Annotated in this window: 15 protein-coding genes; 5 read left to right on the forward strand and 10 right to left on the reverse strand. The window is 33.4% G+C overall.

Annotation, left to right across the window (positions count from 1 at the left end; genetic code table 11):
* Positions 1–261: 261 nt before the first annotated feature.
* The gene (locus tag FN795_RS15855; RefSeq protein WP_142451498.1) at positions 262–2544 is read right to left on the reverse strand and encodes a patatin-like phospholipase family protein; all 2283 of its coding nucleotides are present in this window, start codon (positions 2542–2544) and stop codon (positions 262–264) included.
* Between the two features lie 9 nt (positions 2545–2553).
* Positions 2554–4347 carry an excinuclease ABC subunit UvrC gene (uvrC, locus tag FN795_RS15860; protein WP_142451499.1) on the reverse strand — a complete coding sequence of 598 codons (1794 nt, stop codon included), beginning with the start codon at positions 4345–4347 and terminating at the stop codon, positions 2554–2556.
* Between the two features lie 137 nt (positions 4348–4484).
* On the opposite strand from uvrC, the gene FN795_RS15865 reads away from it, so the two are divergent.
* Both FN795_RS15865 and FN795_RS15870 read left to right on the forward strand, forming a co-directional pair.
* A complete protein-coding gene (locus FN795_RS15865) occupies positions 4485–5462 on the forward strand; it encodes a succinylglutamate desuccinylase/aspartoacylase family protein (protein WP_142451500.1) in 978 nt (325 codons plus the stop codon).
* A complete protein-coding gene (locus tag FN795_RS15870) occupies positions 5449–6018 on the forward strand; it encodes a 5-formyltetrahydrofolate cyclo-ligase (protein ID WP_142451501.1) in 570 nt (189 codons plus the stop codon). The genes FN795_RS15865 and FN795_RS15870 overlap by 14 nt, the downstream gene beginning before the upstream one ends.
* 169 nt (positions 6019–6187) lie before the next feature.
* Here FN795_RS15870 and FN795_RS15875 read toward each other — a convergent pair whose 3' ends face one another.
* From FN795_RS15875 to FN795_RS15910, 8 genes are all read right to left on the reverse strand, one after another.
* Positions 6188–6931, reverse strand: a complete 744-nt coding sequence (locus tag FN795_RS15875; RefSeq protein ID WP_142451502.1) for a tetratricopeptide repeat protein — start codon at positions 6929–6931, stop codon at positions 6188–6190.
* A 15-nt stretch (positions 6932–6946) separates the two neighbouring features.
* A complete protein-coding gene (locus FN795_RS15880; RefSeq protein ID WP_142451503.1) occupies positions 6947–8695 on the reverse strand; it encodes a BatD family protein in 1749 nt (582 codons plus the stop codon).
* Between the two features lie 114 nt (positions 8696–8809).
* Positions 8810–9574, reverse strand: coding sequence for a tetratricopeptide repeat protein (locus FN795_RS15885; protein WP_142451504.1), 765 nt, complete (start codon positions 9572–9574; stop codon positions 8810–8812).
* A 43-nt stretch (positions 9575–9617) separates the two neighbouring features.
* Positions 9618–10652: a vWA domain-containing protein gene (locus tag FN795_RS15890; RefSeq protein WP_035653057.1), complete on the reverse strand. Its 1035-nt coding sequence runs from the start codon at positions 10650–10652 to the stop codon at positions 9618–9620.
* Positions 10653–10703: 51 nt separating this feature from the next.
* Positions 10704–11705: a vWA domain-containing protein gene (locus tag FN795_RS15895; RefSeq protein WP_142451505.1), complete on the reverse strand. Its 1002-nt coding sequence runs from the start codon at positions 11703–11705 to the stop codon at positions 10704–10706.
* Positions 11705–13336, reverse strand: a complete 1632-nt coding sequence (locus FN795_RS15900) for a phenylalanine--tRNA ligase subunit alpha (protein ID WP_142451506.1) — start codon at positions 13334–13336, stop codon at positions 11705–11707. Before FN795_RS15900 ends, FN795_RS15895 begins: the two co-directional genes overlap by 1 nt.
* Positions 13337–13488: 152 nt before the next feature.
* Entirely contained in the window at positions 13489–14352 is an 864-nt protein-coding gene (locus tag FN795_RS15905) for a DUF58 domain-containing protein (protein WP_035653065.1), read from the reverse strand.
* Between the two features lie 84 nt (positions 14353–14436).
* A complete protein-coding gene (locus FN795_RS15910) occupies positions 14437–15441 on the reverse strand; it encodes an AAA family ATPase (protein ID WP_142451507.1) in 1005 nt (334 codons plus the stop codon).
* A 224-nt stretch (positions 15442–15665) separates the two neighbouring features.
* On the opposite strand from FN795_RS15910, the gene FN795_RS15915 reads away from it, so the two are divergent.
* The 3 genes from FN795_RS15915 (at position 15666) to FN795_RS15925 (ending at position 18655) form a co-directional block, all read left to right on the forward strand.
* Entirely contained in the window at positions 15666–16538 is an 873-nt protein-coding gene (locus FN795_RS15915) for an aldo/keto reductase (protein ID WP_142451508.1), read from the forward strand.
* 105 nt (positions 16539–16643) lie between these two features.
* Entirely contained in the window at positions 16644–17399 is a 756-nt protein-coding gene (locus FN795_RS15920) for an SDR family NAD(P)-dependent oxidoreductase (RefSeq protein WP_142451509.1), read from the forward strand.
* Between the two features lie 110 nt (positions 17400–17509).
* The gene (locus FN795_RS15925) at positions 17510–18655 is read left to right on the forward strand and encodes an ATP-binding protein (protein ID WP_142451510.1); all 1146 of its coding nucleotides are present in this window, start codon (positions 17510–17512) and stop codon (positions 18653–18655) included.
* The last annotated feature ends 23 nt before the right edge of the window (positions 18656–18678 follow it).

Here is an 18678-nt window from a genome sequence, read left to right on the forward strand (position 1 = left end):
AGTTAATAATTAGTTCAATTTTTTAATTGACCAATTATTTCAATTCGATAGAGCCATTATTCAGGATTTCTCTTGATAAGGAATTGAAGATACTCTAATAAACCTGTCCAATTTGTTTTCATTATAACAAATGTCGTAATTTTTGACGAGTAAAATTAAAAATTATATTATTTATAACACTAATTATTTTGATTTTTTTGATATAATTTTTTGATAACAAAAAAATACCTCAAATTTATTGAACAATTCCTGATTCAATTCTTAAAATAAAAATCCAATGCTAAACCATGTATAGCTTTTTGACATTTCTGGCGACCACGATTGTTTGATTTCAATTGGACCAATAATAGTTTCTAATCCATAACCTAAAGCATAACCAGTATATTTTGGCATAGAAATCCAATCAACTGTCGTGAAAATATCGTCACCCAGATTGGCAAAATTGGCAGAAAAGTTTACGTGATTTTTCTTGAAAAGTTCATAATCCAATGTAATATCTGTTTTTATGTAGCTGTTGCCAGCAATGCTCAGAAAATCATAACCATAGAAGTAGTTAAAATTATTGATTTTGCTATAACCATATCCTCCTAAAATATAATCGAAATAAGGAACACTATCGCTTCCGATATTAAATCCGGCATCGGCACCAATTTTGACAGTTGCTCTTCTAAATAATGTTTTGGCAAATGCGATTTCGGCTTTTGCCATAGAAAACGGTTTAAAAGTATTGGTGTAATCAGAAGAAGCTAAATAAGTTTGTATGTCGCTGGAGAAATACAAACCAGAACGAGGAAAAGTTTTTTTGTCAAAAGAGTCGTATTTTAAGTATCCAAAAACACTCATGTAATTACTTTTGTCAATAATGTTTCCTTCATTTGCCAGTGTTGGCGAATTGATTTTTAAATATTTATATTCTAAACCACCGCCCATCAAAAATTTCTGAACAAAAATAGTTTGAAAATAAGCCTGATTGGTAAGATCAAAAAAATCAACATTAATAAGGTTTACATTTGGATTTGATTGCTCAAGTCGGCTTATGCTTGTTGTCACATTTCGGTTAAATTGATTTAATCTTGAGCGAAATCCAAAACTGATATTAAATCCGTTTTCGATATAATAATTAAAATCATATCTAAAATTATCTCCTAAAATAATATCTAAGGAAGTAACGTCATTTTTTAGAAATGTTTTTTTGTGCGTTAGATTTAATAAGATGGCACTTTTGTAAAGTCCATCATAATGTAAACCAAGTTTTAGATACGTTTGGGTTGGGTTTTCTTTCAAAACAAGATCCAAATTGTCACCGTTTTTATCTCCCGGTTGCAGGCAATATGAAATTGTACTAAAGTTTTGAGTTGCATCTAAATTGTTCATTCCGGTTTTTAAATCATCATATGTGATGGTACTTCCGGGTTTAAAACGCAGTTTTCCGTTAATATATTCTTTAGTGTAATTGTCTAATTTATCGACATTAATTTTTTCTATTTCTAAAGTATCACTGCTGACTTTGAGTTTTGGTTTTTTATAAAAAGTTTCTTCCGTAACTAATGTTTTGATTTTTTCGTAAACAGCAAAAGTAGCTTCTTCTCCTTTTCTGATTATTTCTTCGCCGCGGTCAAATGAAATTACGCCAAAATCACGAATATCTGGTTTTATGTAAACGTCGGTTTCTTTTCTTTTGCTTTTCATTTTCTCAATCGACTGAAGATTGGTGATCTGAACTAAAATTCGGGTTGCATTTTTTAGCCCTTTTCTATTCTGTAAATCATCTTGTACATCGACACCAATAATGATGTCGGCTCCAAGGTTACGCACTTCCTGAATTGGATAATTGTTGACCACGCCGCCATCGACCAAAAGTTTTCCGTCAATTTCGACCGGTGTAAATAACGAAGGAAAAGCAGCACTGGCCATCATAGCCTGCACCAAATTACCTTTGTTAAGCAATACTTCCTCGCCAGTTTCAATATTTGTTCCAATACACAAAAATGGAGTTGGCAATTTATTGAAATCGCGAACATGACGAACATTTCTGGTCAAGCTGCTTAAAAGATTGTAATTATACATTCCTTTTGAAAGTGCTTCTGGAATTCCAATTTTGAAATTACTGAAAGGCAAAGTAATGGCATACAATTCGTCATTTTTTTTGCCATAAAAATTTTTAGAAGAACGCGGAATATAATCGTTGATCAATTCGTCAAAATTTGTTTTCTTGAAAATCGAATCAATTTGTGATGCATTATAACCAGTGGCATAAAGTCCGCCAATTACAGATCCCATGCTGGTTCCACCAATATAATCGATTTTGATGCCGGCTTCTTCCAAAACCTTTAATACACCAATATGTGCAAATCCTTTTGCGCCGCCGCCGCTTAAAACTAAACCAATTTTTGGTCTTTTAACGCTGTCTTGTTTTATCTCCTGTGAAAATGATTTCTCTGGAAGAAGTAACAATATAAAAAGTACGACTGCAACGTTCCAGATTGAATTGGAAAAAAAACCTTTCGACAGAGTATGTGAAATGAACACTTTTTTTAAGTACATAAAAAGCAGCTAGTTGGTTTTGTAAAAGTCGACAATTTTTTTGGCTTTTGAAACTCCAATTACATCTGAAATTTCTTTTTCGGATGCTAATTTTAATCTTTTAACACTTTTAAAATGCTGAATCAAAGTCAGCATGGTTTTTTCGCCAATTCCCGGAATACTTTCAACCGAAGAATTCAGCGCTGCTTTGCTTCGTTTGTCGCGGTGAAATGTGATTCCAAATCGGTGCGCCTCATTACGCAATTGCTGGATCACTTTCAACGTTTCCGATTTTTTGTCCAGGTATAACGGAATCGAATCGCCGGGATAAAAAAGTTCTTCAAGACGTTTTGCAATTCCAATAATGGCAATTTTTCCTCGTAAGCCCAGTTCATCAATACTTTTTAACGCAGCTGATAATTGTCCTTTTCCACCATCAATAATAATTAATTGAGGCAAAGGTTCATTTTCTTCCAATAATCTTTTATAGCGTCGGCCCACAATTTCAGTCATCGAAGCAAAATCATCAGGGCCTTCAACGGTTTTTACATTAAAATGACGGTAATCTTTTTTGCTAGGTTTCCCATCTTTAAAAACAACGCAAGCTGCAACCGGATTTGTTCCCTGAATATTCGAGTTATCAAAACATTCAATATGGCGTGGTTCAACCGGAAGACGCAAATCTTTTTGCATTTGTGCCATAATTCGATTTGTATGTCTGTCCGGATCTACAATTTGTAATTGTTTCAACTGTTCGATTCGATAGAATTTAGCATTTCGAATCGACAAATCCAAAATCTGTTTTTTATCACCAAGTTGCGGAACGGTCGTTTTGATGTTTTCTCCCAAATCAATTTCAAACGGAACAATAATTTCTTTTGATAACAATTGAAAACGTTCACGAAGTTCGACGATTGCTAATTCTAATAATTCTTCGTCGGTTTCATCCAGTTTTTTCTTCATTTCCAAAGTATGCGAACGAATAATAGAACCATGTGAAATCTGAAGAAAGTTTACAAAAGCAGCACTTTCGTCTGAAACAATTGAGAAAACGTCAATATTTGTAATCTTCGGATTTATGATAGTAGATTTGGATTGATAGTTCTCCAAAACTTCGATTTTTTCTTTGATTTTTTGCGCTTCTTCAAATTGTAAGTTTTGGGCATAACTATTCATCAATTTCTTGAAATCCTTTAAACTTTCTTTGAAGTTCCCTTTCAAAATTTCACGAATCGCATCGACTTGTCTTTGATATTCTTCCAAAGGTTCTAAACCTTCGCATGGACCTTTACAATTGCCAATATGATATTCCAGACAAACTTTGAATTTTCCGGAATCAATATTGGATTTACTTAAATCATAATTGCAGGTTCGCAACGGATATAATTCTTTGATTAATTCCAAAATCGTATGGACCGTTTTGAAATTAGTGTATGGTCCAAAATATTCAGAACCGTCTTTAACCATTCTTCTTGTAGAAAATATTCTCGAAAAAGGTTCTTTTTTTATACAAATCCAAGGATAACTTTTGTCATCGCGAAGTAGTACATTATATCGTGGCTGAAGTGTTTTGATTAAATTGTTTTCCAGTAAAAGCGCGTCGGTTTCTGTTGGAACGACGATATGTTTTATAGTCACAATTTTTTTGACCAAAACATTCGTTTTAGCCGTATCATGAATTTTATTGAAATAGGAGGAAACTCTTTTTTTTAAGTTTTTGGCTTTTCCAACATATAAAATCTTTCCGTCTTTATCATAATATTGATATACGCCAGGATTGTCTGGCAAGGTTAGAATTTGAAGATCTAAGGACGGTTTTTGCATTCTTTTTTGTTTCTGAAGAGAGATGACAAGCAATTTCAAAAATCATTCCGATTTATCAAAAAAAGCTTACTATCGATTTAGTTTCAAATTTACGAAATCAAAAGAATAATTTCTATATTTAGCTTTTATAATTCTACATGAAAAATAGCAAGCCCTTAGTTATCTTCGATGAAGCAATTTTGCCTGGAGAAAGCAGAACGATTAATGTTGAAATCGCACGATTGCATACGACTACAAAACTTAATATTCCAGTAATTGTTCGCCGTTCAAAAATTGAAGGCCCTGTTGTTTTGTTTTCAGCAGGAATTCACGGCGATGAAATAAACGGTGTTGAAATTGTACGACAGATTATCAGCAAAAAAATCAATAAACCGGCGCGCGGAACCATAATTTGTATTCCAATTATCAATATGTATGGTTTTGTAAACAAGTCGCGCGAGTTTCCTGATGGACGCGATTTAAATCGGGTTTTTCCAGGAAGCAAAAAAGGTTCTCTTGCTAGCCGATTCGCATTTCATATTGTCGAAGAAATTTTGCCGATTTTAGATTATGCAGTAGATTTTCATGCCGGAGGAGCAAGCCGATTTAATGCTCCGCAAATCAGAATTACAGAGAATAATCCCGAATTGAAAGTTTTGGCCGATGTTTTTAATGCACCATTTACTTTGTACTCTAAAAATATTGGAGGTTCTTTTAGAAATACTTCTGAAAAAGCAAATGTGAAAATGCTGCTTTTTGAAGGCGGAAAATCGTTGGACATTAATAATGATATTGCCAATGAAGGTGTTTTGGGAACAAAACGATTGTTGAATTATCTTGGAATGCTTGATTCAAAACAACTTGTTGAAGCTGCACCGATGCCTTCAATTTATATTAAAAATTCAGTTTGGCTTCGTGCAAAATGTTCTGGTCTGCTTCATGATTTTAATTTAATCGGGAGGTTTGTGACAAAAGGAACTATTTTAGCGATTATTACAGATCCTTTTGGGAAATTTGAGCAAAAGGTAAAAGCACCTCATGACGGATTTATAATTAATGCCAATCATTCGCCAATTGTTTACGAAGGTGATGCCATTTACCATATCTCTAAAAAACCTGAAAATGCCGACGAATAAAAAAGAACTTCGATTACATTACAAAAATCTGCGTGCAGCACTTTCTGAAGAAGAAATTGAAGAAAAAAGTCTGGCTGTTGCTAATAATTTAATCCCGCTACCGATTTGGGATAAAACATACTTTCATGTTTTTCTTCCAATTGTCGAACATAAAGAAGTCGATACAGAGTTTGTTTTGCATTTGCTTTCCGGAAAAGATAAAGAAATTGTGATTTCAAAAAGTGATTTTGAAACGCGCGCAATGACACATTTTTTATTGACCGATAATACGAAAATTAAAAAAAACGAATACAATATTCCGGAACCAGTAAACGGTCTTCAGGTTCAGAGTTCAAATATTGATGTTGTTTTTGTTCCGCTTTTAGCTTTTGATATTCATGGAAACCGAATTGGTTATGGAAAAGGTTTTTACGATAAATTCTTAGCAGAATGCCGACCAGAAACGATAAAAATTGGACTTTCATTTTTTGAAGCCGTAAATCAGATTGATGATGTCTTTGAATCGGATGTGAAATTGGATTATTGTGTTACGCCTTTAAAAATCTATACTTTTTAAATTTGACACTTGAATACATATAAGATTTTTAATGGCAAAACTTATTTTATTATTAAATTTTTTATGCCACATTAATGTTTGCTGAATAATTCAAGAACAAAATAAAAATCCCAAACTCCAGTTTAAGAATTGGAATTTGGGATTTTTTTATTGTATTATTTTTAAAAATTTACTTTACTTCTTTAATAGTTGAACCATCAATCCAGCCTTCAGTTCCATCGGTTAATTCGATTTTTTTCCATTGACCTAAAACTTCGGTTACATAAACTTTTGCACCTTCGTGTAATAGGAAAATTGCTGCGCCGCCTTTTTGAGGTTCGCTTCGTACTTCGCTTAATTCAGCAAAAACAATTGCTGGACGATCATTATCAAAATGGTTTTTTTCAGACATTCCTGCTGAAACACTCAATCCTAAAGCAACCAAAAGAACAAACATTCCAATAAAATAAATTCTTTTTGTAAGCGTCAGTTGTGAAAAGTAATAGCCGATAAAACTCAATAAGAAAAGAAATGCAATTCCAACCGAAATTTTTGCCCAGGTATTATAATCGAAAATACCGGTAAAATTCTGTATTAGTTTTGCGAAACCAACTTTCGGAACTTCTTTAATTTCGTCAATTGTTAGTTTTTTGGCAAATTTTAAATTGTTTAGTGTTTCCGGATCATGAGGTTTTAAAACTAAAGCTTTTTCATAATTGTATATCGCCGGAGCAACTTTATTTAGCTTATAATAACTATTAGCCAAATTGAAATACAACTCAGCCGATTCTTGTTTTTTTTCTTTTACAACACCTTCATAAGCCTGAATAGCTTCCTGATAATTGCCTCTTTGGTACATGGCATTTCCTTTTTCAAAGCTTTGAGCAAAGAAAACCTGTGTGATGAATAAAAAGAGATAGACTATATTTTTCATTTTATTTTCTTTAAACTAAACGATCTGTTTTTCTAATTCTGAAATAATCAAAACGGCTTTGTCAAAATCTTGTTGAATCGAAGCGCTAGATGCCGGAGCATAGCGTGCAAATTCGCAGTTTTCAGTCAAATTAATAAAGCTTTGAACAGATTCTGGGTTTGCATTTCTTGACAACAACAATTCACGAATATTATCTTTACTCATCTCTGAAGTTTCAATATGCAGTTTCGCTTTCAGGAAGTTATGCATTGCTTTTTCCAGCGCGATATAAAATGCTTCTTTGTTGTTAAGCTGTTTTTTAGCTTCAGACAAATATTTCTTAGCCAGCTTATTATTCATTTTGATTCGGTTTCCAGCAACGTCGCCATCAATTGCTTCTTTTTTCTTCTTAGCAATGATTATAATTGGCAAAATGATGAAAGGTGCAAACAACAAGGCATAATACAAATCAGAACCATAAAAATCATTTTTAGCGATAGAAACTAAAGAAGTTCTTGATTTGATATATTTAAACTGATCTGTTTTTGAAATAACATTTTTAGCCGCATTTGCTGTACTATTTGCTTCAGCCTGCATTGGGCCATCTAAAACATCAATCGCAATTTCCTGTGAAGTGATTGTTTTGTATGAACCTGTACTCAAATCAAAATACGAAAACTGCATTGGCTTAATAATATATTTTCCTTTGTATTGTGGTACAATAGTATATTTATCTGAAATTCTTCCCGACATACCAGTTAAAGAAGTTGTCACTTTTTCATCATGAACCGGATCATACATTTCCAGCGCATTTGGAACAACTGGTTTTGGTAAAGTAAACAGTTTCATGTTTCCGCTTCCGGAAGCACTTACAACTAAATCCAAACCTTCGCCACTTTTTACACTTGTTTTAGATGGTGTAACAATAAAGTTGAATTTTCCAACAGCACCGCTGAAACCTTCTGGTTTTGCAGTTTCAGGAAGCGGTCTTACGTTTATTGTTTTGGCTCCAGCCGAAACTACTTTATTGTCATCGGTAATAATCATTTGACCAAACATATCGCGACGATTTGTTGGCAATTGTACACCAATATCCAATGAAAGCGGTTCGATTGTTAATTTGCCTGATTTTTGAGGATACAGGATTGTTTTTTTCAAAATCACAAAATAGCATCTTTGACCCTGAAAACTTCCTTCTTCAATTGATAATTGTTTAATATCAATGTTTTGATTCCAAAAATCATTGTATTTTGGTTTTGCCAATTCTTTAAAACCAGTAACCCCAATATTATTGAAATACAATTTGTAAACAACCGTAATTGGTTCGTTCAGATAAGGATTTGTTTTTGAAATTTCGGCAACCAGATTAAGAGTTTCACTTCCTTGTCCTTGCGGTCTGTCATTTGGATCTCTCTCTTGGGCAACGGCATTTGTAACAACAATTTTTATAGGCGAAGTTTTGTAAATCTGTCCATTAAATTCAATTGCAGCCTGACGAATTGTTACATTTCCTTTTCTATCAGGTTGTAAAATATAAGAATATATTTTTTGAAAAGAGCTTCGGCCATTAACCCATGACTGGCTTATTTGCTGACTTGGTCCGGCTACGATTTTAAATCCATCAAAATTAGGCTGTTCAAAGTTGTCTCCATCAACATTCATGATGAAGTCAATTCGAAGTCTTTCGTTGAGGCCAAGCGTGTTTTTGCTGACTCTGGCTTCAAACTGAACTTGAGCTAAAAGCCCTTGAAAAGTGAATAGAAATAATATTAAAAATCTTTTCATTAAATTGTTTAATCGTTTATTTGTTTTAACCGTTTAATCGCTTTTATATTGTTTAATCGTTTAACTGTTTATTCGATTAAATAAATAAACAGTTAAACGATTAGCCTAAAAATCCTACCAGTCTTTTTCTGTTTTTTTAGGACTTCCTTTTATTTTTTGGGCGTTTACTTTATCCTGAACTTTCTTCTCTTCATTGTTAACCGCATCTAATAAATTTTGAACACGATCTTTTGATATTCCTCCAGGTTGTGGTTTTGGCTGTCCGTTATTATCAGATTTATCATCTTTTTTCGGATCATTTTTGCCGTCTTTTTTATCCTTGTCTTTATCGCCTTTATCGTCTTTTTTATCTTTATCCTTGTCCTTGTTTTTATCTTTGTCTTTGTCCTTGTCTTTATTTTTATCCTTATCCTTGTCTTTGTCTTTATTTTTGTCTTTATCTTTTTTAGGAGGATTTTCTTTTAGTTTTTGTTTGGCCAAAGCATAATTGTAACGAGTTTCATCATCAGTTGGATCATTTCGCAATGCTTGTTTGTATGCCTCAACAGCCTGCGTGTAATCTTTCTCTTTCATGAAAACATTTCCTAAATTATGATAAGCAGTATGTTTTTCAGGTCTTGTTTTAGCATTTTTTATCGCTTTCGCGTAAGCGAATTTGGCTTCCGAAATTTGGTTTTGCTTATAAATAGTGTTTCCTAAATTGTACGAAGCAGCTGCTTTTTTTGGAAATTTTGACTGTGAAATTCTATAATTCGCTTCGGCATCAACAAATTTATTCTGTTTATATTCTTCGTTCCCGTTTGGCAATGTTTTGTCTTTCTCCTGAGCAGAAACTGCTAAGGAAAACGTTAGTAAAATATAAAGAAGTAAATTTTTCATTCTAAATTTTTTATTTTTTTGTTTCGGGAATTTTGCGAAACAATTATTTCTTTTCATTAAATAAATTCAGCTCTTTTATCCAGTTTGTTTTTCTTTCCAAAAGGAAAATATCTAAGAATAATAATAGAAAAGCGAAACCAAGAAACCATTGAAATTGCGATTGAAATTCGGCCATTTGCGTTGCTTCAAACTCTGTTTTTTGAATATTGTTCAGCGCATTTTTAACGTAATCCAAAACTTCTTTGGTATTGCCGCCATAAACATAACCGCCTTTTGTTGCTTTTGCAATAGTTTTTAAACCTTCCTGATTTAATTTAGTTATTACAATTTCTCCGTTTTGATCTTTCTGATGATTTCTAACAATGCCATTTTCTTTTAACGGAATTGTTCCTCCTTTTTCAGTTCCAACTCCAATTGTAATGATTTTCATTCCCAATTTATTGGCTTCTTCGGCAGCTGCAGAAGCGCCTTCAGAATGATCTTCTCCATCAGAAATCAAAATCAATAACTTGCTTGTTTTGCTTTTTTCATCAAAATAAGTTGATGATAAACGAATTGCCTCATCAAGTGAAGTTCCCTGAGACGAAACCATATCTGGAGTCATACTTTGCAGGAACATTTTGGCAACACTATAATCAGTAGTAATCGGTAAAACTGGGAAAGCACTTCCGGCGTAAGCTACAATTCCAATTCGGTCACTTCCTAACTGATTGATAATTTGCGAAACAATTTGTTTACTTTTTTCAAGACGATTTGGCGCAACATCTTCGGCCAGCATACTTTTAGAAACGTCGACAGCAAAAACAATATCGATTCCTTCGCGTTTAACGGTTTCCATTTTTGTCCCTATTTTTGGATTTACAAGTCCAATAATCAAACAGGCAAGTGCCAAAAGGATAATCGATAATTTTAATACTGGTTTAAAAACAGAACTTTCAGGGCTCAGTTTTTTGACCATTTCTATATCACCAAATTCGCGTTGTTTTTTTCGTTTCCAATATACATTGAAAAGAAAAATACATACCAAAATTGGTAGTAAAAATAAAAGGTATAAATATTTTTTTTCGTCTAATTCCATTTTAAATTTTAGATTTCTGAATTTAGATTTTAGATTTTTTTTAATCCAAAATTAAATGAAGCTTCTGTAAACCGTATTTCTTAAACCAACTTCCAGCAATAATAAAAAGACTGCCAATGAAACAAAAAATCGGTATTTTTCGTCATAATCGTAGAACTTCAATTCCTGTATTTCTGTTGTTTCTAATTTGTTGATTGCATTATAAATTTGGGCTAATCTGTCATTGCTGGTTGCTCTAAAATACGTTCCATCAGTTTTGCGTGCAATGCTTTTCATTAATTGCTCATCAATTTCTACTTTTTGCATTTTGAATAAGAAACCGCCATTTGGTCCATATGCATATGGAGATTCTGCCATTCCATTTGTTCCCAGACCAATAGTGTAAACTTTGATGCCATATTGTTTTGCAATGTCTGCAGCAGTTTCAGGTTCAATAAATCCGGCATTATTTACACCGTCTGTCAATAAAATAATAACGCGACTTTTTGCTTTACTGTCTTTTAATCGGTTTACAGCAGTTGCCAATCCCATTCCAATTCCAGTTCCATCTTGTAAAGCAGTATCATATTTGATTTCCTTTATTGCTTCCAAAATAATGGCTTTATCGCTCGTAACAGGTGTTTTGGTATAGGCTTCTGATGCATATAAAACTAAACCAATTCGGTCATTAGGTCTTTCGCCAACAAAATCTGCGGCTACTCTTTTTAAAGCTTCCATACGGTTTGGCTTCAAATCTTTTGCCAGCATACTTCCGGAAACGTCGATTGCCATTACAATATCAATTCCTTTAGTTGTTTTGGTTTGATTGCTGATGTCAACTGTTCTTGGTCTTGCCAAAGCAATAATTAATGAACATAAAGCAATAATCCTGAAAACATACAAGCATGGTTTTAGTTTTGTCAACAGTGATTCGCTGTTTTTAAAACCGATAGTTGAACTCATTTTTAAAGTTGCAGATTGTTGGTTTCGTTTCCAGAAGTACCAAGCACTCACAATCGGAATCAAAAGAAACAGCCAAAAGAATTCTGGATTTAAAAAAGTGATCTTTCCCATTAGTTACTAGCTTTTCTAAGTTCAACAGAATTTAAAATTCGGTCTGTAATCGTATTTCCGTAGCTGTCGCCTTCTTCGTGCGAAATAATAATTTGCTGCAATCCTTGTTCTTGTTTAAACAAAAGAATTTCGTAATACACTTTTGTACTGCTTTTGGTAAGGGGATTTATAACTGTCATCGTTCCATATCCTTTTAAGCCCTGAACACCTTCGTTTGTTTGGTAATCTTCTTGTTTTACAATTATATTTTGTCCGCCTTGGGCTTCAATAACTTTTAATGAACCTTCTAATGTTTTTGCCAAATCGATTTCTGTTGGCGTTTTGAATTTACTCGTTGAAACCGCAATGTAAAAATTGTCCGTCATGCCTCCATAAACAAAAAGCTGCATTTCCTTAATTAAAGCCATAGCATCTTTCGGAAGAACTTTTAATGGGTCCACTCGTTTTAAAACTTGAGGCGTTTCAAGTAAAACTCCTGGATTTCCGTACTCACTTTTTACCCATTCGCTTTCCAAAAGGCGTTTTGTTGGGTTCATTAAAACGGTGTCTTTTACATTAGTGAAACCTTTTACAGCAATTAAAACAGCTGTCGTTACAATCAATAAACCAAAAACAGATGCGACAGCAATCGTAATTCGTTTATTTCTTTGTTTCTTTAATTGAAGTTTAATCTGTTTTTGTCTTTGAGCTTCATTCAGTAATTCATCTTCTTCTGATGGAATTTCTGTCGGAATTGCATTATCCAACGTTAAAATTACTTTTTGGATTTTATTTCTATCTTCAGTAATTTCAAAATCCAAAGGTTTTGATTTTGCAAATTTTACCAAATCCGCCTGACGTAAAACTCGTTCTAAATTTTCAACCGTTTCTGGCGTTAAAGTCATTTTCTTTTTGGTCGAAGCGGTTCTTATTGCCTGAATTAATTCAGAAGTCGTGCTTTCCATTGCCGGAATGTGAATGGCTTCTTCAATATAATTTCTGGCAATATCTGTCAGTTCGCTATAGTATTCTTTGATTTCTCCTTTTTGAACAAGTTCTTTTTGTTCTAGATTGTTTAATAAGCTTGTTGCTTTTTCGATAGGAGTTTTATAAACTTCTTCTTCGATTTTCTTTTGTTGGCGTTTTTTTACATACCAATACACAAACGCTCCAATACCAAGAATAATCAATAATGCTAAAACATATTTCCACCAACTTCCAAGACCTTCGTCAGCAGTGCTGATGTCTTTGATATCGTACATTTTTTGTTGTAAAGTATCGACTTTTACATTGGCAACTTCAACTTTGATTGAATCAGAGAAATACGGTTTTTTGTCGATTAAAATCGTAACACTCGGAATTACATATTTTCCAGAATCAAATTGTGTTAGTCCATATTTTTTGATCAGTTCATAATTGCCGTCTTTCTTTACTGTATCAACTGGATACGACTGAATAACTTCTAAAGGTCCAAAAGTTTTTTGTTTAGGAAAAACAACTTTCGATTTTGAACTTACAACTGTTTTCAGCGTAAGCTTGAATTCAGCTCCAATTTTGTTTTTTGTAGTATCAATACTAGTTTCGACTTGCTTTTGCTGTGCAAAAACCGCCGATGTAAGCAAAAATAGAAATATGTAAAATTTTAATTTCATTTGATTTTTGATTTCAGATTTTAGTCTAAAACGAAAGCTTAAAAATAGAACACGGATGACACAGATTTAAGCAGATTATATTTTTTTATAATTGAAAAACGATATTTTAAAATCTAATATTCTAACCTTCTAATCCCGAAGTTTCGGGATAATTATCTAGACTTGAAATAGCCTAATAATTTAGTTACATAATTTTCATCGACTCTGGTATTTACCACGCCAGCGCCAGATTTGCTGAAAGTTTCCTTGAAATAATTTACTCTTTCGTGATAATGTTTTTCATAGTTCATTCGAACTGTTTTTGAACCTGTATCAACCAAAATTGTTTTTCCGGTCTCTGCATCCAGCATGTTTACCATTCCTAAATTTGGAATTTTTTCCTCACGGATATCATATACGCGAACTCCGGTAAGGTCATGTTTTTTTGAAGCAATTTTTAAAGTTTGCTCATAATTTTCAGACATGAAATCTGAAATCATAAAAACAATGGCTTTCTTTTTCTGAGTTCCTGATAAAAATTTCAAAGCTTCAGAAATATCGGTTTTGTGGCTTTTTGGTTCAAATTCGATTAATTCACGAATGATTCTTAAAACGTGCGAACGGCCTTTTTTTGGTGGAATATACAATTCAACATTATCAGAAAATAAAATCAATCCAATTTTATCGTTGTTTTGTGTAGCCGAAAAAGCCATCGTTGCCGCAATTTCGGTTACGATGTCTTTTTTAAACTGAGTTTTTGAACCAAAACCTTCAGAACCCGAAATATCAACCATCAAAACCATGGTCAATTCGCGTTCTTCTTCAAATACTTTAACGTGAGCTTCGTTGTAGCGTGCGGTTACGTTCCAATCGATGTTACGAATATCATCTCCGTATTGGTATTGACGCACCTCGCTAAACGTCATTCCTCGTCCTTTAAATGAAGAGTGGTATTCTCCCGAAAAGATATGATTACTCAATCTTTTGGTCTTGATTTCTATTTTCCGTACTTTTTTTAAAAGCTCTTTTGTATCCATTTTCTGTAGTGATTAGTGAATAGTAGTTAGTGAATAGCAAAAAAGCAGAAAGCTAATTACTAATCACTCTTTACTAATTACTATTTATGGTACCTCAATCTCGTTAACGATTTTGTTGATAATGTCTACAGAAGTAATGTTTTCTGCTTCTGCTTCGTAAGTGATTCCAACTCTGTGACGTAAAACATCGTGAACAACTGCACGAACATCTTCTGGAATTACATAGCCACGACGTTTAATGAAAGCATAACATTTAGCAGCATTAGCCAAGTTGATACTTCCACGAGGAGAAGCTCCAAAACTGATAAGCGGTTTTAAATCGGCTAATTTGTATTTTTCTGGGTAACGTGTAGCAAAAATGATATCTAAGATATATTTCTCAATTTTTTCATCCATGTAAACTTCACGAACAGCTTCTTGTGCACGTAAAATTTGATCTACAGAAACCACCGGGTTTACTTTTTCGTAAGATCCTTTTAAGTTTTGGCGAATTACAAAACGCTCTTCGTCAATTTTTGGATAATCGATAACAGTTTTCAACATGAAACGGTCAACCTGAGCTTCAGGAAGTTGGTAAGTTCCTTCTTGTTCAACCGGGTTTTGAGTGGCAAGAACCAAAAATGGACGATCTAATTTGAAAGTGGTGTCACCAATAGTTACTTGTTTTTCCTGCATTGCCTCAAGAAGTGCAGATTGTACTTTTGCAGGAGCACGGTTGATCTCGTCGGCAAGTACGAAATTAGCAAAGATTGGTCCTTTTTTAATAGAGAATTCGTTTGCTTTAATATTGTAAATCATTGTTCCGATAACATCGGCAGGCAATAAATCGGGCGTAAACTGGATACGGCTGAAAGAACCTTGAACCGCTTGAGATAGCGTGTTAATTGCTAAAGTCTTGGCCAAACCAGGAACTCCTTCAAGTAAAATATGTCCCTGTCCTAAAAGACCAATTAATAAACGTTCGACCATGTGTTTCTGGCCCACAATAACTTTGTTCATTTCCATTGTAAGAAGGTCTATAAAAGCACTTTCTCTTTCAATTTTTTCATTGATCGCTCTAATGTCTAAAGTCGTTGTATTTTCTTCCATATAAATGTTTTTAAAAGCTTTTTTAAACTCTTGATTTTTACGTCCGGTTTTTGAGAGTGCAAATTGAATATTTTTTGAGAAGTAAGATGTTAAAGAATGGTTAAAACTTCGACCAAACACCTAATTTTAAGGACGAATTGTGAATCTATTTTTATATTTTTAAGAACTTTGATGGATATGTTTTTAAAAAGCATATTTATTACCAAAAATAACGCAATATAACCATGAGCAAAACAACATTATCGCCTATTATTTCAGGCACTATGAATTGGGGAATCTGGGACAAAAACCTTTCAGCTAAAGAAATGGAAAACTTGATACAAATTAGTATCGAAAACAAAATTACCACTTTTGATCATGCCGATATTTACGGCGACTATACCACCGAAGCTGAATTTGGAAAAGCATTTAAAGCAAGTAAAATTTCCCGCGAAAAAGTACAATTAATTACAAAATGCGGTATTCAGTTGGTGAATGAAAACCGCAACACAAAAATCAAACATTATGATTATTCTAAAGACTATATAATTTGGTCTGTTGAAGAATCACTAAAGAAACTCAAAACAGATTTTATCGACGTTTTTTTATTGCACAGACCAAGTCCGCTGATGCAGGCTGATGAAATTGCTGAAGCAGTTGAAAAATTAAAATCGGAAGGAAAAATTATTGATTTTGGACTTTCGAATTTTACAAGTTCTCAAACCGAATTAATTCGCCAGAAAACTGAAGTAAGTTTTAATCAGGTACAATTTTCTGCAACACATTTTGAAGCAATGACTGACGGAAGTTTGGATTATATGCAAACGCATGGAATTCGACCGTTGTCATGGAATCCGCTTGGAACTGTTTTTAGAGAAGATACCAAAAAAACACGCCGCTTGAAAAAACTGTTTTCAGTGCTTTTGGAAAAATATCATTTAGGTGCAGATACACTTTTGTTGGCCTGGATTTTAAAACATCCGGCAGGAGTTATTCCAATTGCAGGAACTGTTAACGTTGCCAGAATTCAATCTTTATTAAAAGCAGTTGAATTAGATATGGACAAAGAAGACTGGTTTGCCATCTGGACAGAAAGTATGGGCGACGATGTTGCGTAGATAAAAATATTGGCCCACAGAATTTTACGGATTAAACAGGTTTAAAAAATTACAGTGTGAATCTGTTTAATCTGTAAAATCCGTGGGCAAAAACAAATACTTAAAATGAAAAAAACAGCCCTAATTACTGGAGCAACAAGCGGAATTGGAAAAGCAACCGCACAAATACTGGCAAAAAACAATTATAAAGTTATTCTTTGTGGCAGACGTAAAGATCGTTTAGAAGAATTGGAAAAAGAGCTTTCTGCTTTTACAGAAGTACATTCTTTATCTTTTGATGTTCGGGATAAAGATGCCGTTTTCTCAGAAATTAATTCTTTGCCAGAAGATTTTTCAACAATTGATGTTTTAATCAATAATGCTGGAAATGCACACGGTTTAGATCCGATTCAAAATGGAGATATTGATGATTGGGATGCTATGATTGATATTAATGTAAAAGGACTTTTGTATGTTTCTAAGGCAATTATTCCGCAGATGATCGAGAGAAAAGCGGGACATATTATCAATATCGGATCAATTGCAGGGAAAGAAGTTTATCCAAACGGGAACGTTTATTGCGCTTCAAAACATGCTGTAGATGCTATCAACAACGGAATGCGAATGGATTTGAATCCGTACGGAATTAGAGTTGGTGCAATTCACCCGGGAATGGTTGAAACTGAATTCAGCGAAGTTCGTTTTAAAGGTGATGCCGATAGAGCTTCAAATGTATATAAAGGTTTAGATGCGCTTCAGGCGGAAGATATTGCAGATATTATTCATTTTGTAGTTTCAAGAAAGTATCATGTTAATATTGCCGATTTGATTGTGTTTCCAACGGCACAGGCTTCTGCAACCATTGTCAAGAAAAATATTTAAAATTAGATCGTTAGACTTCTTAGAAATTTAGATCTTTAGATTATCTTAGGAATCTGAAAATCATAATCTAAGAAGTCTAAATTTCTAAGAAGTCCCATAATCTGAAGTAAATGATTAATAAGCGCCTTTTGATAAAGAATTTACTTGCTCACAATGACGAGAGCAGTTTTTATGATAAAAAAAGGCAACTGAATTTGCATACGCGTGAAGGAAAAGGAAAGTTTCTGAAGCACATTTGCGCATTGTCAAATTCAAATCCAACGAACAACTCTTATATTGTTGTTGGTGTTGAAGATCAGGATAATGAAATTGTTGGCGACGATTTTTTTGATGACAGCCGAATTCAGAATCTCGTAAACGCTTTTTTGGAAAATCCGCCAAAGATTCAATATGAAAATGTACCATTTCCAAATCTTCCGAAAGATAAAGTAATCGGATTGGTTACCATTAAGCCGAAAAACAAAATCTCTTATTTTAAAAAAGGTATTCATACAATTGTTGCAAATAGTATTTTCATTAGGCGCGGAAGTAATTCAATTCCTTTAGAAAATCATGAAGAAGTAGAGAAGAATTATCAAAATACTGAAACCGTTATTGGTATCGAAAATAATTCCCGAAACAGTATTCAATATACACTTGACGGTGTTATTGATTTTATGAATTTCAGGCACAAAGATATGTCACCGAAATATCGTGTTTTTAAAGAATTATTTGTGATTTGCTGGGCAGGAGTTCCTAAAAAATCGCGTGATAAAACGTTTCTTTCCAGAGTAGATATTGAGTTGATTAACGAACAAATTAAACTTTTTTACTCGGCTCAGGATGTTGTAACGATAATTTTTGATGATGATAGTTTTACGATTACAGAATACGTTCCGCTTGGATTAAATGACAAAACAAGTTACTATCCGCTAGAAGAACAAACCATTCGTTTTTTTGATAATGGTTATTATAAAATCGATCGAAAAATACTTTTTCATCCTCCCGAATTCAATCGCAAAATGCTTTATCATATTTATAATTCAAATATGGCATTGCTTCAAAAATTGCAAAAAGGAATCGTTTTGTCTGAACGAGAATTGATTGATCTGGAAAATCTTCCTTCTACTTTTATGATTTGTTATTTGAATGGTTTTGATGAAGCCAAACAAAAACTGATCGATTCAAAATTGTTATTAAAACCCTTTCCTCAAGTGTATTTGTCGTTTAAAGAAGCTTTAAGAATTCTTCGTAAAATGAAATATGACGTCCAATAACTTTTGCTCGGGAAAACTTAGAA

The sequence above is a fragment of the Flavobacterium resistens genome (assembly GCF_900182645.1).
In the GTDB taxonomy this organism is placed as follows: Bacteria; Bacteroidota; Bacteroidia; order Flavobacteriales; family Flavobacteriaceae; genus Flavobacterium; species Flavobacterium resistens.